Below are 14267 nucleotides of genomic sequence, written 5' to 3'. Positions count from 1 at the left end.
CGGCGGTGTCCACTCCGCGAAGTACGTTCGCGTGCATCTCCATGCTACGGGCGCGCCGATGGCCTGGCCCGGCCCGTTCGAGGGTGACGGAGAAGTGGCTGGTGGCCGTCACAGGCGTGCACCGACCGGACCAGTGCCTATCCGTATCCGACGGACGTCCATCACGCGATCGGTGCGCTGGCGGGCCTGCTGGAGCAGCTTCCCCGCACACTGCACCAGCTCGCGGCGGGCCTGAACGCGATCGACCCGGAGCATCTCGCGGTCCTGGAGGATCCGCCGACTCCGGTGCAGAAACAGGCCGACGTCGCCTTCGAGCTGGGACGCGCGATCGCGGCGATCGAACGAGCCGGCACCCATCTGCGCCAGGCGCAGCACACTGCCGCGGAGCTGGTCTACACCGGGCCGCTCCCGGAAGTCTGAACCGCAGCCGGGTGCCGCGCTGTGGGTTGCGCGCGAGTCGTGACACCAGGCCGCGGTACGCGGCCCGGTGTCGTCCTTGTCCGGGGTCAGCCGGATGGGTGAGGTTCGACCAGGTCGGCGAGGCCGAGAAGGTCGAACAGCCGGGCGATGATCGGGGCCTGTACATCCGTGACCTTCAGGACGATGCCTTCCTCCTGCGCCTGGCGGTGCAGCCGTTCCAGGGCGTCCGCGCCCGAGCAGTCGCAGAACCTCACCTGCGCGAAGTCGAGGTCGACGCGCCTGGGCCGGTGCGCCAGGCACTCCTTGACGCGGCTCTCGAGCTCGGGTGCGGTGGCGAGGTCGATCTCGCCCGTGACCGCGACGGTGATCTGGCCGTCCCACCGGGAGACGGCGGTGCGGAAGTCGTTGCCGTTCACAGCCATGGCTCCACCTCCCACAGCCGATGCACCATCCACTGCCACAGGTCGTCGGGACCATCCCGCGCCCACGCCGACGCACCCGGCGGTACGACCCGCACCGGGCCCACCCGCACGAGCGGTTCGGACCCGTGCGGCATCGCTGCGCCGGGGGGAGTGGGCGCGGCGCGCACAGACCCCGCCCCACCGGTTTCCCGGACGACTCGTACGGACACCCGTCGGCCCGCGGTCGGGGGACCGGCCGAGGCGCGCTCGGCCGGGTGCCGAGCGGCACCGCGTTCGGCGTCGTAGGCGGCCCGCAGCTCGGGATCGTGCAGGACCTCGTAGGCGGCGACCACCGCGCCGAGTCGCTCCGCCGACCCCGGTTCGACGGGGCGGGTGTCGGGGTGCAGCAGCCGGACCAGGGAGCGATAGGCCGAGGTGACCTGCCGCGCGGACGCCGTGGGTTCCACTCCCAGCGCCGCGTAGTGATCGCGTCGGTCTCGCGATCCCGTCATGGCGGACCACCTCCCGGGTGACCCCGGCAAACCTCCTCATTGACCTGGATAGAACCTTGGCCAGCACTTGTCAAGATGCCCGAAATGGGGCTATACGGACGAGCGGCCGGCACCGGAGATCGGCGGCGAGAGGCTCGCGGCCGACGTTGGCGACCTGTCCCGGCACAGTGAACGTGGCCCGGGTGCCGCCGCGCCACAACGGCGCGTCCGGCACCCGGGCACCAGGCCCCGGACGGCAAGCCTTCAATGTGCCCTCGACTACCGGGTGTGGGTCAGGCGCTCGGCGAGCAGGCGGGTGAAGCCGGCGGGGTCGGGAAGGTTGCGCACGGCCCGCCGTCGCTCACCGGGCCACAGCCCATCGGCCGGCCTCGTGGCGGCTCTTGGAGACGACGGCGGCGTAGCAGCTGCCGGGCAGGTCGGTGGCCCAGTCGAAGGCGTCGAGGCTGATCCCGTGCCGGGCGGCGGCCTGGAGCATGTCGGCGAGCAGGGCGGTCGCCGCGGCCTTGTCCTGCTCGGTACCCGGGTTGCTGCGCCGTTCGGCGGCGGCGTCGATCCGGTCCGGCAGGTGGCGGTTGCGGGCCACGGCGAGGTAGCAGCTGCCGGGCAGGTCGGTGACCCAGTCGAAGCTGGCGAGCGTGATGCCGTGCCGGGCGGCGGCCTGGAGCATGTCGGCCAGCAGGGCGGTCGCCGCGGCCTTGTCCTGCTCGGTTCCCTGGTCGGGGCGTCGCTCGGCGGCGGCCTCGATCCGGTCGGCCGGGGTGCGGTTCTTCGACACGGTGCGGTAGCAGCTGCCGGGAAGGTCGGTGACCAGGTCGAGGATGTCGAGGTTGATGTCGTGCTGGGCGGCGGCCTGGAGCATGTCGGCCAGCAGGGCGGTCGCCGCGGCCTTGTCCTGCTCGGTGCCGTGCTGGGGGTGCCGCTCGGCGGCGGCCTGGATGCGGTCGGCCAGGCTGCGATTCCTGCGGTCGGTGTACTCGTACACGCTTGAGATCTCCTTGGTCGGTTCGGGTGGCCGTCGGCAGCGGCCGGCTCCCGATGCCTGCTGCCGAAGCGGCCGGGTGAGGTGCAGCCGCGGGGGCTCCTCATGCCGGCGAGGACAGCGGTGCTCTGCTCATGACTCCTGGAAGCGGCACGCCACCGCGCCCCGCCCGCTCGGTCAGGTCTGACGGGGGGCGCGATCCGGTGGCGCCCTGTGCGGTGTTGACCCGCCTGGTGACGTTCCCTGGCCGGGGTGGGGTGCGGCAGGCAGGGGCCGCGTCGTGCCGTGGCCGGCCGCACCCCGTGCCGTTACAGGGTGTGGGTCAGGCGCTCGGCGAGCAGCCGGGTGAAGCGGGCGGGCTCGGGAAGGTCGCCGCCTTCGGCGAGCAGGGCGCTGCCGTGGACGAGTTCGGCGATCTCCGCCAGTGCGGGGTCGTCCGGGTTGGCCTGGTGTGCCGTGCGCAGCGCGGTGATCAGCGGGTGGGTGGGGTTGAGTTCCAGGATCCGCTTGACGGAGGGCAGTTCCTGTCCCATGGCCCGGTACATCTTCTCCAGGGTGGGGGTCATGTCGTGGGCGTCGCCGACGATGCAGGCGGCCGAGGTTGTCAGCCGGGAGGACAGGCGGACCTGCTTGACGTGCTCGGACAGGGTGGTGGTCAGCCAGGGCAGCAGGGCGGCGAAGTCCTGCTCGTGCTGGGCCTTGTCGGCGTTGGCCTCCTGGTCGCCGTCGGCGGGTTCGTCGAGGTCGACCTGGCCTTTGGCGATGGACTGCAGGCGGTGGCCGTCGAAGGCCGGGACCCGGTCGGTCCAGACCTCGTCGACGGGGTCGGTGAGGATGAGGACCTCGTAGCCCTGGGCGGTGAGGGCCTCCATGTGGGGGGAGTTCTCCACCATCGCGCGGCTCTCGCCGGTGAGGTAGTAGATGGCGTCCTGGCCGTCCTTCATGCGCGCCACGTACTCGCGCAGGGTGGTGGTCTTCTGCGGATCGTGCGTGGAGGCGGCCGAGATCAGTTCGAGGAGGGTGTCGGTGTTGTCGGTGTCCTCGATCAGGCCTTCCTTCAGCACGCGTCCGAACTGGGCCCACAGCTTGGCGTAGCGTTCGGCGTCCTTGCCCTGCATGTCCTTGATCGCGCCGAGGACCTTCTTGACCAGGCGGCGGCGGACACCTTGGATCTGGCGGTCGTGCTGCAGGATCTCGCGGGAGATGTTCAGTGACAGGTCGTGGGCGTCGACGACGCCCTTGACGAAGCGCAGGTAGTTGGGCATCAGCGCGTCGCAGTCGTCCATGATGAACACCCGCTTGACGTACAGCTGGACGCCGCGCCTGGTGTCGCGGGAGAACAGGTCGAACGGTGCCTGCGAGGGGAGGAAGAGCAGCGCCTCGTATTCGAAGGTGCCCTCGGCGCGCATGTGGATGGTTGCGGCGGGCTCTTGCCAGTCGTGGCTGATCTGCTGGTAGAACTCGTGGTACTCGGCCTCGGTCACCTCGCTGCGCGGACGGGCCCACAGCGCCTTCATCGAGTTCAGCGTCTCCGGTTCGCCGCCGCCGTCGGCGTCGGTGCGCTCGGTGGCCATCCGGATCGGCCAGCGGATGAAGTCCGAGTACTGCTTGACGATCTGGCGGATCTTCCACTCGGACAGGTAGTCGGCGAGAGCGTCCTCGCTGTCGGCGGGCTTGAGGTGCAGGGTGACCGAGGTGCCGGTGGGCAGGCCGTCGACGGCCTGGATGTCGTAGGTGCCCTGGCCGTCGGACTCCCACAGGGTGCCCTGGTCGGTGCCGGCCCGCCGGGTTCGCAGGGTGACCTTGTCGGCGACCATGAACGCCGAGTAGAAGCCGACGCCGAACTGCCCGATCAGGCTCTGCGCGGCGGCGGCGTCCTTGGCTTCCTTGAGCTTGTCCAGCAGGCCGGCGGTGCCGGACTTGGCGATCGTGCCGATCAGCTCGACGATGTCGTCCCGGCTCATGCCGATCCCGTTGTCGCGGATGGTCAGCGTGCGGGCGTCCTTGTCGACTTCGAGGGCGATGTGCAGGTCGGAGGTGTCGGCCTGGAGGCCGGAGTCGGTCAGCGATTCCAGTCGCAGCTTGTCCAGTGCGTCGGAGGCGTTCGAGATCAGCTCGCGCAGGAAGATGTCCTTGTTCGAGTAGATCGAGTGGATCACCAACCGGAGCAACTGACGGGTCTCGGCCTGGAATTCCAGCGTCTCGACATTGCTACCCACTCTGGGTCTCCTTTTCCGGGTGAGGCGTGGGGAACGGGTTCGGCGTGAGCCTGGACGGCTCGCGCCTGCGGCATGGTAGGCGACCGTGGCTGCACGTGGCGCACTCCGGTCGTCGGGGATCGGGCGGCCAGGTCTCGGACGGTCGGGGCAGGACAGTGGGCGGTATCGGGTCGGCGTCGGCCTCGGTGCCGTCCGGGCGCCGACGCGGGTCGGGCGTCAACGGGGGTGCCGGTGCCGGCCCCGCCACGGACGCGATGCCGGTGCGGGTGGCCCCGGGGTGGTCGGCGAGGTGCCGGCGCACGGTGTCGAGTCTGCGCAGGCAGGCGTCGATGGAGGCGATGGTGGCGCCGGTCTCGGTCCGCATGCGGATGCCCACGGTCTCGAGCTGGTCCTGGAGTCGCTGCCAGCGTTCTTCGGCGGCGGCGACGGGGTCAGGTGCGCCGTTGGTCGCTGTCATGGCGGAGCTGGTCGGTGTGGTGGGTGAGGTCGTCGAGGCGGGTGGCGAGGTGGGGGTGGCCCGTGCCGAGGTGGGGGCGCATCGCGGCGAGCGGAGCTATCAGGTCAGCCGGGTCGGGGGTGCCGAGGGCGGTGGTGAGGTCAGCGAGTGCGGGGCGGGCCTGGGGGGCGAGGTCGGTGAGTGCGGCGACCTGGGCGGCGAGCACGCGCAGGTCGGCGGCGTGGTTGCGGGCCCAGGCGGTGACGGCGCGGTCCGCGGCCCGGCGGTCGCGCACCGCCTTGACGCGCTCGGCGCCGGTCTCCGCGCTGGCGGAGGCGTTCTTGGTGGGGCGCAGGCGCAGGTAGCGGTTCTCGGCGGCCTGGCGGCTGGCAACGCCCATGGGCTGGGCGAGGTCGGCCCAGGTGGCGCCGGCGGCTCGGGCGGTCTCCACCAGCGGGGCCTCCCAGTCGGCGAGCTGGGTGCGCAGTTCCCGCAGCAGTACCAGCGCGGCCAGGGCCTGTTCGGCGCCGCCTTCCTGCGTGTCCCGGTCCGAGGGACGGCCGGGTTGCCGGGCGGTGCGGACGGTGTCGTCGATGGCGGCGAGCGCCGCGGCGGCGGCGAGGAAGGAGACCGGATCGGGCCTGGGGGCGGGCTGCGGGGGCTTCTTGCTCATGCTGTCATTTTACGGACGACACCCAGCGTTTGTCATCGGATGGATGACGTGCTAGAACGGTTTCAGGTGAAGCGCACTGGCACCCATCGATCAGTGGAGGTGTTTCGCGATGCTGCTGCGCACTGACCCGTTCCGCGAGCTGGACCGCCTGACCCAGCAGTTCTTCAACACGACCGGTACCTGGTCGCGGCCGACTCCGATGCCGCTGGACGCCTACCGTGCGGGCGAGGAGTACGTGATCTGCTTCGACCTGCCCGGGGTGGACCCGGACGCGATCGACATCGACGTCGAGCGGAACATGCTGACCGTCAAGGCCGAGCGCCGTCCGCGCCACGAGGGCGAGGACGTGAAGTGGGAGCTGTCCGAGCGTCCGCTCGGCGTGTTCTCCCGCCAGGTCATGCTCTCCGACACGCTCGACCCCGAGGGGATCAGCGCCGACTACGACTCCGGCGTGCTGACCCTGAAGATCCCGGTCGCGGAGAAGGCCAAGCCCCGCAAGATCGCCATCGGCCACAGCGGTGGCCGCAAGGAGATCAAGGCCTGACCGCGTCCCTGTGCCGTTCCGTGCCGTCCCCGCCCCCCGAGGGGACGGCACGGAACACCCCCGTATCCGGCCCCGCATCCCCCGGTTTGGCCCGCGCCATCGCGACTGGCAACGCCATGCGCGATGGGCGGCCGGCACCGCTGGTGGTCAGGGTCGGCGGTGAGATCGACCTCGCCACCGCGCCGCGGCTTCGCTGCCGGCTGGCCGCCGCGTTCGAGGCGCACCGGGAGGTGGTGCTCGACCTGTCGGAGGTGACGTTCATGGACTGCTCGGGCCTGGGCATCCTCGGCCAGGCCCGCAACCAGGCCGACAGGTGCGGCAGGCGGCTGGTCCTGCGCGGGGTCGGCCACCCCGTGGCGCGGCTGCTCAAGCTCACCGGCCTTACCCGCCGCCTGGCCGCCGAATTCTGATCGGCCTCGCACGCCCGCACCCCGGCAGGGCCTGGTCCTTGCCGGGACGAAGGGAGGAATGCGCGGTGACTCTTCGATGGGAGGCGTTCCTGGACCAGGTCCAGGAACGCGGAGAGTACGACACACCCCAGGACGCCGAGCGCGCGGCCCGCGTCGTGCTGGCCCTGCTCGGCGCCCACCTGGTCGGCGACGTGCGCGCGAAGCTCGCGGCCCGTCTGCCCGAGACCTTCGCCCTGATCCTGCTCAGCCCCCTGCAGGCCGCCGAACCGCTCAGTCCCGAACGGTTCGTGCGCGCCACCGCGGCCTGGATCGAGGGCGCGACCGAGAAGACCGCCGTGTGGGACATCGGCGCCGTGCTGTCCACGGTGGCCGACGCCGCCGGCGACGACCTCATGGAGGGTGTCCTGTTCCAGCTGCCGCCCGGCTACGACGTCCTGTTCGGCCGCCCTGTACCCGGCCACTGACCCTGACCCGCTTTCGTGCCGCCGCTCACGCCGCGGCGGCCCGTCCCGGAAGGCCATCGCCATGACCCGGCACCGCCGCCTGATCCAGCAGGTCCGCACCCTCGGTCGCTACCCCAGTGACGCGGAGGCCGAACGCGTCCTCGATGCGGTCCTGGCCGTTCTCGGCTCCCAGCTGACCGGCGAGGAACGCTGCGAGCTGGCCGCCGCGCTCCCTGAGCGGGCCCGCGCCGTCTTCGCCTCGCAGATCCCCCTGCCCGAACCCGTCGCCGCGCCCGCCTTCGTCGAAGCTGTCGCCCGAGCCCTGGACACCAGCCTCACCGGCGCCCGCTGGGACGTCTCCTCCGTCCTGGCCGCCCTCGAATCCCTCGGCGGCGACCGGCTCACCGACCGCCTCCTCGCCCGCCTGCCCCGCGGTTACGCGCTCCTGTTCGGCCGCGCCGACCTCGCCGCCGCCGCTTGAAACCCCGCCCGGCCCGGGGATTCCAGGCGGCGGGCGCCGGACGTCACTGGCCGCGGGCCCGGTCCAGGTCGGCCTCCAGCTCCTCCACCCGGGCCTGGAGATCGAGTACCCGGCGCGCGCCTTCCAGGGTCAGTCCCTCGCTGATCAGTTTCACCAGGGCCGCGACACGGTTGATCTCCCGGCGTGAGTAGCGGCGCTGGCCGCCCGCCGAACGGGTCGGCACGACCGCGCCCAGCTCGTCCAGTCGCCGCAGGAACGCCACCTGGACGTGCAGCATCGCGGCGACCTGCCCCACCGTGTACAGCGCGGCATCCGCGTCATCAATGGGCAGCTCCACCACCGCGACCTCACCTCGCCGCTCGCTGAAACCTCACTTCCACGTTACAGATTTCCTCCAGCCGCAGCCATCGACTTATCCTTGAGTCCATGAGGCTCAAGTTTCATTCCTCCCGCTGAGGCAAGACGGGAGGGATAGCAGGAGAGGAGGCCCGGCAATGTCACGCGCAGTCGGTATCGACCTGGGAACGACGAACTCGGTGGTCTGCGTGCTGGAGGGCGGCGAGCCGGCCGTCATCGCCAACGCCGAGGGCGCCCGGACCACCCCGTCGGTGGTGGCTTTCGGCAAGGGCGGCGAGGTGCTGGTCGGCGAGGTCGCCAAGCGGCAGGCCGTGACCAATGTGGACCGCACGGCCCGCTCGGTGAAGCGGCACATGGGCGAGAGCGGCTGGCGGTTCCCGGAGAAAGGGGACGTGAACGGCAAGCGCTACACCGCGCAGGAGATCTCGGCGCGGGTGCTGCAGAAGCTGAAGCGCGACGCCGAGTCCTATCTGGGTGAGGACGTGACGGACGCGGTGATCACCGTGCCCGCGTACTTCAACGATTCCCAACGCACGGCTACCAAGGAGGCGGGTGAGATCGCGGGCCTGAAGGTGGCGCGGATCATCAACGAGCCGACCTCGGCTGCCCTGGCGTACGGCTTGGACAAGGAGAACGACCAGACGGTGCTGGTTTTCGACCTCGGCGGCGGCACGTTCGACGTGTCGCTGCTGGAGATCGGCGAGGGCGTGGTGGAGGTGAAGGCCACCTCCGGTGACACCCACCTGGGCGGTGACGACTGGGACCAGCGGATCGTCGACCACCTGGTCAAGCAGTTCAAGAACGGCTACGGCATCGACCTGTCCAAGGACAAGATGGCAGCCCAGCGGCTCCGGGAGGCCGCGGAGAAGGCGAAGATCGAGCTGTCGGCGGCCACGGAGACGACGATCAACCTGCCCTACATCACGGCCTCCGCCGAAGGCGCTCTCCACCTGGACGAGAAGCTCACCCGCGCCCAGTTCCAGCAGCTCACCGCCGATCTGCTGGAGCGCTGCGAGGGCCCGTTCCACCAGGCCGTCAAGGACGCCAAGATCGAGGTGAAGGACGTCGACCACGTCATCCTGGTCGGCGGCTCCACCCGTATGCCGGCCGTCACCGACCTGGTGAAGAAGCTCACCGGCAAAGACCCGCACAAGGGCGTCAACCCGGACGAGGTCGTCGCCATCGGTGCCGCCCTGCAGGCCGGCGTGCTCAAGGGCGAGGTCAAGGACGTCCTGCTGCTCGACGTCACCCCGCTGTCCCTGGGCATCGAGACCAAGGGCGGCATCATGACCAAGCTGATCGAGCGCAACACGACCATCCCCACCCGGCGCTCGGAGGTCTTCACCACGGCCGAGGACAACCAGCCCTCGGTGACCGTGCAGGTCTACCAGGGCGAGCGGGAGATCGCCGCGTACAACAAGAAGCTCGGCATGTTCGAGCTGACCGGCATCGCGCCCGCCCCGCGCGGGATGCCGCAGATCGAGGTCACCTTCGACATCGACGCCAACGGCATCATGCACGTGGCCGCGAAGGACCTCGGCACCGGCAAGGAGCAGAAGATGACCGTCACCGGCGGCTCCGCCCTGCCGAAGGACGACATCGACCGCATGATCCGGGAAGCCGAGCAGCACGCGGAGGAGGACCGCCGTCGGAAGGAGGCCGCCGAGACCCGAAACCAGGGCGAGCAACTCGCCTACAGCACCGAGAAGTTCCTTCAGGACAACCAGGACAAGGTCCCGGCCGACGTGAAGAACGAGGTGGAGACGGCCCTGGCGGAGCTGAAGGACAAGCTCAAGGGCGAGGACACCGCCGCGATCCGCGCAGCGAGCGACAAGGTCGCCCAGGTCAGCCAGAAACTGGGCCAGGCCCTCTACGCCCAGACCGCCCCCGGTGCACCAGGTGGCGGCGCAACCGGCACCCAGGGCGAGGAAGGAGAGGAGGTCGTGGACGCCGAGATCGTGGACGAGGACGAGCACAAGCGAGGCGCCGCATGACCACCCCATCCAGGCCGAGGAAGAAAACCGAAGAGCAGCGTTCGCCTGTGGTCATCCGCGACAAGCGGCGCATCGACCCGGACACCCTGCAACTTCGGCCCGGCGCTGAGGAACGGCCCGCCAAGCCCAGCGACCAGCAGGGCGCCGGCAGCCCCGCCAGCGCCCTGCTCGGTGGCGGCGCCGAGCCCTCGCCCGGCCAAGTTCCTGCGGGAGCCGACGGTGAGTCGCTGCGCGCCGCGCTGGCCGAGCGGACTCAGGACCTGCAGCGGGTGAAGGCCGAGTACGACAACTTCCGCCGGCGCGTCCAGCGCGAACGCCTCGCCATCCACGCCAGTGCGGTGGCCGAGGTGCTCCGCTCGCTCCTGCCGATCCTCGACACCATCGACCGCGCCCGAGCCCACGAGGACACCGCGGCGGCCTTCGACACCGTCGCCAGGAGCCTTGAGGAACAACTGGCCGCGCTCGGGGTGCAGCAGTTCGGCACCGAGGGCGAACCCTTCGACCCCACCCTCCACGAGGCCGTCACCTCGACCGAATCGGACCGGGTCGACCGCCCCACCTGCACCCAGATCCTGCGCACCGGCTATCGGCTCGGCGAGGTCCTGCTGCGCCCGGCCCAGGTGGCGGTCGAACAGCCGCCCGCCCCTGACCGGCAGAGCGCCGGCTCCTCCGTGTCCGATCGCACCGACTCGGCATAGGACATTCGTCCACGCCTCCGTGCGGCCTGCCCGTTTCCCGGGCCGTTACGAAGCACACGCGAATAGGCGGAACACGGATTCCGCCGTGGAGAAGGGAGGCCGTGATGGCTCAGTCGATGACGCTGCTCCCGAACACCCGGCTGCCCGACCCGGTCGAGCGAATGGAGGAGGCATCCCCACCACCCCGCTGCGCTGGGGCACGTACGACCGCCACCCGATCGCGATCGAGGAGGACCTGGCGGATGGCACCTACGTGTTGCACGCCGAGCTTCCCGGTCTGGAGCCGCAGGAGATCGCGGTCACCGTCGATGACGCTGTCCTCGCCGTCAGCGCCGAGCACAGCGCGGACAAGCGCACGGCCCAGCGATCGAATTTCCGGTACGGCTCGTTCGAGCGGATCGTGCGCCTGCCGGCGCCCGTTCGCGCCAGCGCGGTGAGTGCCGGGAGTGGTGGGTCGGGTCACGCGGGAGCGAGCAGGACCGACGGGTCCAGCGCCGCCACCGGCCGGACGCCGCCGACGCGCCGACCGCCGCCGGTCGCTGGCTCCCCCGCGAACCCGGTGAGCAGCCGTGCGTCGACTCCCGCGAGGGCCAGCGCGGCCGCCATCACGGGAACGCGCGCCCGGTTCGCGCCGTCGGCGATCTTCACGGCGACGGCGCGGCCGTCCGGCAGTGCGGCGACGTGGACGCCTTCGAAGCCGTCCTTGGCGATCAGCCCAGGCACCGCGCGCATCAGCTCGGCCACGTCCCGTCCGGCGCCGGAGGCCATCTCCGGGTGGCTGCGCAGCGCGTCCGCCACCCGGAATTCAGGGGTCCCGGGTGCGCCGGTGGCGATGCGCGCGGCGGCGCGGGCCAGGCCGTGCAGGGAGACGGCGAACAGGGGGGTGCCGCAGCCGTCCACGGTGGCGTGCGCGATGCGCTGGCCGGTGAGGTCCTCCACGGCTTCCGCGATCATCCGTTGGAGCGGGTGCTCGGGGGCGTCGTAGTCCTGCGGCGGCCACCCGTTGAGCCGGCACAGGTACAGCATCGCGGCGTGCTTGCCGGAGCAGTTCTGGGCGAGCCGGGAGGGCGGGCGGTCCTCCCGGATCCAGGTGTCGCGGACGGCCTGGTCATACGGCAGGTCGGGGACGTTGCGCAGGTCGTCCTCGGTGAGGCCGGCGAGCAACAGGATCCGCCGGGCTCCGGCGAGGTGGCGTTCCTCGCCGGAATGGCTGCCCATAGCGAGGGCGAGCAGTTCGCCGTCGAGCGGCAGTCCCGCCCGGACCATGGCGACGGCCTGGACGGGCTTGAGGGCCGATCGCGGGTAACAGGCTGCCTCGATGTCGCCGAGATGGAACCGGAGCTTGCCGTCGCCACCGAGGACGACGACGGAACCGTAGTGGGTGCTCTCGACCACGCCGCCCCGGGTGACGTGGGCGACGGGCGCGTGGATGGGCTCACGGATCGGGGGCGCGTCCGCGAGGGAACTGCTGAGCATCACTGCCTCGTTCGATGATGGGTCGCTACGGGTGGCGCCGGTCTCACGAAGTGCCGTGAGGCCGACGCCTTTTGACGGTAGATCAGGAAGGATCGTGGCCCGTGGTCGCGTCGCGCGCCAGGCGGCCGCGGATCGCGTACCAGCCGGCGACGAGCACGGCGGCGATGAGCGGTACGCACAGCACGGTGGTGCGTCCGGCGCCGCCGTCGGCGTACATGAGGACCAGGACGGCGGCGAGGAAGGCCAGCGTCACGAGTTCGGTCCAGGGCGAGCCGGGCAGGCGGTAGTCGGGGCGGGTCAGTTCGCCGGCCGTGGTCTTCCGCCAGAACAGGAGATGGCAGACCATGATCATGCCCCAGGTGGCGATGATGCCGATGGCCGCGAGGTTGAGCACGATCTCGAACGCGTCGGCGGGGACCACGAAGTTGAGGCCGACACCGAGGACACACATGCCGCTGGTGAGCAGGATGCCGCCGTAGGGCACCTGGGTGCGGCTCATTCGCGCGGTGAAACGCGGGGCCGATCCGTTGACGGCCATGGAGCGCAGGATGCGGCCGGTGGAGTAGAGGCCGGAGTTGAGTGAGGACATGGCCGCGGTGAGGACGACCAGGTTCATCACGCTGCCCGCCGCCGGGACACCGATGTGGGAGAGCACCGTCACGAAGGGACTCTGGCCTGAGGTGTACTTGTTCCACGGCATCAGCATCGACAGCAGCACGACCGAGCCGACGTAGAACACGCCCACGCGCCACATGATCGAGTTGATCGCCTTAGGCATGATCTTCTCGGGGTTCTCGGTCTCCCCGGCCGTCACGCCGACCAGTTCGACGGAGGCGTAGGCGAAGACGACGCCCTGGATGATCAGCAGCATCGGCAGCAGCCCGTTGGGGAAGATCCCGCCGTTGTCGGTGATCAGGGACGGGCCGGGGACGGCGCCGTCGACCGGGTGCTGGGTGACGAGCAGGAAGATCCCGATGCCCATGAAGACGACCAGGGCGCTGACCTTGACGATGGCGAACCAGAACTCCAGTTCGCCGAAGATCCGCACCGAGATGAGGTTCACGGTGAGGACCACGGCCAGGGCTATGAGAGCGATCACCCATTGCGGGACGTCCGAGAACAGGTGCCAGTAGTGGGTGTACGTGGCGACGGCGGTGATGTCGGCGATGCCGGTGGTCGCCCAGTTGAGGAAGTACATCCAGCCGGCGGTGTAGGCGCCCTTCTCCCCGAGGAACTCCCGGGCGTACGAGACGAAGGCGCCGGAGGACGGGCGGTACAGGACGAGTTCGCCGAGCGCTCGCACGACGAGGAACGCGAAGACGCCGCAGACGGCGTACGCGACGAACAGGGAGGGCCCGGCGTCGGCGAGCCGTCCGCCCGCGCCGAGGAACAGCCCGGTGCCGATGGCACCGCCGATGGCGATCATGTTGACGTGCCGGGCTTTCAGGGACTTGCTGTAGCCGGTGTCGCCGGCGTCGACGTGACGGGTCGTGGGGCGCTTCTCGTCTTTGAGGAACTGCTCGCTCACGCCTCGGCTCTGCCTTCTCTTGAGGTGTCCGCGCGCTGGGGGCGCACGATGTCGGTGAGGGTGGCCTCCACGCGGTGGAGGTGGTGGGACATCGCCTCGACGGCGTCGGGCTCGGAACCGTCGATCAGGGCCTCGACGATCGCCCGGTGCTCGCAGTTGGACTGCTCACGCCGACCGCCGAGTTCGTTGAGGAAGGTCGACTGACGCGCCAGTGCGTCACGGATCTCCTCGATCACCCGGCGGAAGACCGGATTGCGGGAAGCCTCGGCCACCGCCAGGTGGAAGACGGTGTCCAGCGCGACCCATGCGGTGGTGTCGGTCTCCCGCTCCATCCGGTCGAGCAGGTGGGCCAGGTGGTCCAGGTCCTCCGGGGTCCGGCGCAGCGCCGCGTATCCGGCGACCGGGATCTCGACGTGCCGGCGCACCTCCAGCAGGTCGCTGGCCGCGTAGTCGCCGAAGGTGGGGTCTTCGACCGTGTTCGCCACGACGAAGGTGCCCTTGCCGGTCTTCGAGACCGTCAGGCCCATGGCCTGCAGGGCGCGGAGTGCCTCCCGCAGCACGGGCCGGCTGACCTCCAGGGTCCGGCACAGCTCTGCTTCCGAGGGGAGCTTGTCCCCCACGGCGTACTGACCGCGCTCGATGGCGCTGCGCAGGTGGCCGAACACCGCTTCCATCGCGCTGACGCGCCGTGGGATC

Annotated in this window: 16 protein-coding genes and 1 pseudogene; 8 read left to right on the top strand and 9 right to left on the bottom strand. The window is 70.6% G+C overall.

The window, feature by feature from the left end:
- Positions 1-285: 285 nt before the first annotated feature.
- On the top strand, positions 286-420 hold the full coding sequence (locus ACFQ87_RS09705) for a hypothetical protein (protein WP_380610076.1): 135 nt from the start codon (positions 286-288) through the stop codon (positions 418-420).
- Positions 421-506: 86 nt separating this feature from the next.
- Here ACFQ87_RS09705 and ACFQ87_RS09700 read toward each other — a convergent pair whose 3' ends face one another.
- From ACFQ87_RS09700 to ACFQ87_RS09680, 5 genes are all read right to left on the bottom strand, one after another.
- The gene (locus ACFQ87_RS09700) at positions 507-842 is read right to left on the bottom strand and encodes an STAS domain-containing protein (protein ID WP_380610075.1); all 336 of its coding nucleotides are present in this window, start codon (positions 840-842) and stop codon (positions 507-509) included.
- Positions 833-1333: a J domain-containing protein gene (locus ACFQ87_RS09695; protein ID WP_380610074.1), complete on the bottom strand. Its 501-nt coding sequence runs from the start codon at positions 1331-1333 to the stop codon at positions 833-835. The genes ACFQ87_RS09700 and ACFQ87_RS09695 overlap by 10 nt, the downstream gene beginning before the upstream one ends.
- A gap of 340 nt (positions 1334-1673) precedes the next feature.
- Positions 1674-2315: a hypothetical protein gene (locus ACFQ87_RS09690; protein WP_380610073.1), complete on the bottom strand. Its 642-nt coding sequence runs from the start codon at positions 2313-2315 to the stop codon at positions 1674-1676.
- Between the two features lie 305 nt (positions 2316-2620).
- Positions 2621-4531 carry a molecular chaperone HtpG gene (gene htpG, locus ACFQ87_RS09685; protein WP_380610072.1) on the bottom strand — a complete coding sequence of 637 codons (1911 nt, stop codon included), beginning with the start codon at positions 4529-4531 and terminating at the stop codon, positions 2621-2623.
- 431 nt (positions 4532-4962) lie between these two features.
- Complete coding sequence (locus ACFQ87_RS09680; protein WP_380610071.1) at positions 4963-5640, bottom strand: type III effector protein; 678 nt, start codon at positions 5638-5640, stop codon at positions 4963-4965.
- Positions 5641-5749: 109 nt separating this feature from the next.
- Here ACFQ87_RS09680 and ACFQ87_RS09675 point away from each other — a divergent pair, with 109 nt between their 5' ends.
- The 4 genes from ACFQ87_RS09675 to ACFQ87_RS09660 all read left to right on the top strand — a co-directional run bounded on the left by ACFQ87_RS09675 (position 5750) and on the right by ACFQ87_RS09660 (position 7518).
- The gene (locus ACFQ87_RS09675) at positions 5750-6184 is read left to right on the top strand and encodes an Hsp20/alpha crystallin family protein (protein ID WP_380610070.1); all 435 of its coding nucleotides are present in this window, start codon (positions 5750-5752) and stop codon (positions 6182-6184) included.
- Positions 6185-6300: 116 nt separating this feature from the next.
- Complete coding sequence (locus ACFQ87_RS09670) at positions 6301-6594, top strand: STAS domain-containing protein (protein ID WP_380610069.1); 294 nt, start codon at positions 6301-6303, stop codon at positions 6592-6594.
- Between the two features lie 65 nt (positions 6595-6659).
- Complete coding sequence (locus ACFQ87_RS09665; protein WP_380610068.1) at positions 6660-7058, top strand: DUF2267 domain-containing protein; 399 nt, start codon at positions 6660-6662, stop codon at positions 7056-7058.
- 61 nt (positions 7059-7119) lie between these two features.
- Positions 7120-7518 (top strand): DUF2267 domain-containing protein, encoded by a 399-nt coding sequence (locus ACFQ87_RS09660; RefSeq protein WP_380610067.1) that lies wholly within the window; start codon positions 7120-7122, stop codon positions 7516-7518.
- A gap of 43 nt (positions 7519-7561) precedes the next feature.
- Here ACFQ87_RS09660 and ACFQ87_RS09655 read toward each other — a convergent pair whose 3' ends face one another.
- Positions 7562-7855 (bottom strand): helix-turn-helix domain-containing protein, encoded by a 294-nt coding sequence (locus tag ACFQ87_RS09655; RefSeq protein WP_380610066.1) that lies wholly within the window; start codon positions 7853-7855, stop codon positions 7562-7564.
- A 157-nt stretch (positions 7856-8012) separates the two neighbouring features.
- On the opposite strand from ACFQ87_RS09655, the gene dnaK reads away from it, so the two are divergent.
- From dnaK to ACFQ87_RS09640, 3 genes and pseudogenes are all read left to right on the top strand, one after another.
- Positions 8013-9869, top strand: a complete 1857-nt coding sequence (gene dnaK, locus ACFQ87_RS09650) for a molecular chaperone DnaK (RefSeq protein WP_380610065.1) — start codon at positions 8013-8015, stop codon at positions 9867-9869.
- A gap of 47 nt (positions 9870-9916) precedes the next feature.
- Entirely contained in the window at positions 9917-10567 is a 651-nt protein-coding gene (gene grpE / locus ACFQ87_RS09645; RefSeq protein WP_380610064.1) for a nucleotide exchange factor GrpE, read from the top strand.
- Between the two features lie 19 nt (positions 10568-10586).
- Positions 10587-10997: pseudogene (locus ACFQ87_RS09640) on the top strand (Hsp20/alpha crystallin family protein); the annotation flags it as partial.
- Between the two features lie 29 nt (positions 10998-11026).
- Here the strand turns inward: ACFQ87_RS09640 and ACFQ87_RS09635 are convergent.
- From ACFQ87_RS09635 to ACFQ87_RS09625, 3 genes are all read right to left on the bottom strand, one after another.
- Positions 11027-12043: an asparaginase gene (locus ACFQ87_RS09635; protein ID WP_380610063.1), complete on the bottom strand. Its 1017-nt coding sequence runs from the start codon at positions 12041-12043 to the stop codon at positions 11027-11029.
- A gap of 82 nt (positions 12044-12125) precedes the next feature.
- Positions 12126-13571: an amino acid permease gene (locus ACFQ87_RS09630; protein WP_380610062.1), complete on the bottom strand. Its 1446-nt coding sequence runs from the start codon at positions 13569-13571 to the stop codon at positions 12126-12128.
- Positions 13568-14245: a FadR/GntR family transcriptional regulator gene (locus ACFQ87_RS09625; protein ID WP_380610154.1), complete on the bottom strand. Its 678-nt coding sequence runs from the start codon at positions 14243-14245 to the stop codon at positions 13568-13570. Before ACFQ87_RS09625 ends, ACFQ87_RS09630 begins: the two co-directional genes overlap by 4 nt.
- Positions 14246-14267 lie beyond the last annotated feature (22 nt).

This window comes from Kitasatospora sp. NPDC056531, from assembly GCF_042794375.1.
Lineage (GTDB): Bacteria > Actinomycetota > Actinomycetes > Streptomycetales > Streptomycetaceae > Kitasatospora.
Note: the sequence above shows the minus strand (reverse complement) of the source record. Positions and strands in the feature narration are given on the sequence as shown.